This window comes from Paraburkholderia sp. SIMBA_053, from assembly GCF_046534895.1.
Lineage (GTDB): Bacteria > Pseudomonadota > Gammaproteobacteria > Burkholderiales > Burkholderiaceae > Paraburkholderia > Paraburkholderia caledonica.
On sequence record NZ_JAWRXU010000192.1, the window covers coordinates 1 to 378 of the forward strand.

Sequence of the window (378 nt, forward strand, 5' to 3'; positions counted from 1 at the left end):
GCGCGGACCTGAGCGCGAGTAACAGGCTGGTTCGACTGAGCGAACGACACAGCGGGGATAGCGAGCACAGCAGCGATGGCAACAGCCTTGATCAGCGACTTCATGATGAACCTCCAACTTTGTTTTCGACTTTGCGAACAGCCCTGTTCGCAATCAGTTGAAGCAAGTGTAGGTAAGTAGCCGTTTAAGATTAAGACCATCCAGTGGAAGTGACTTTTCCAAATTTAAGGGTTTACACCTAGACGCCCGCTGGACGGGCATCAGCGCCGTTCGAGCTTCAGCTTTTTTCCATAGCCGGTGAGTTCGAGGTAGCCGTGCCCCGCAGGCTGCCCATCACGGCGGATGGTGACCGCGCCTTCCCAATAGAGCGCGCCCGTC

At 55.8% G+C, this 378-nt stretch carries 2 protein-coding genes; both read right to left on the reverse strand.

Features of this window, described 5'->3' with window-relative positions:
• The coding region (locus SB753_RS35225; RefSeq protein ID WP_410804684.1) for a DUF4148 domain-containing protein at positions 1–104 on the reverse strand (104 nt) is incomplete at its 3' end.
• Positions 105–260: 156 nt separating this feature from the next.
• Positions 261–378: lipocalin family protein (locus tag SB753_RS35230; RefSeq protein WP_410804686.1), on the reverse strand; the 118-nt coding region annotated here is incomplete at its 5' end.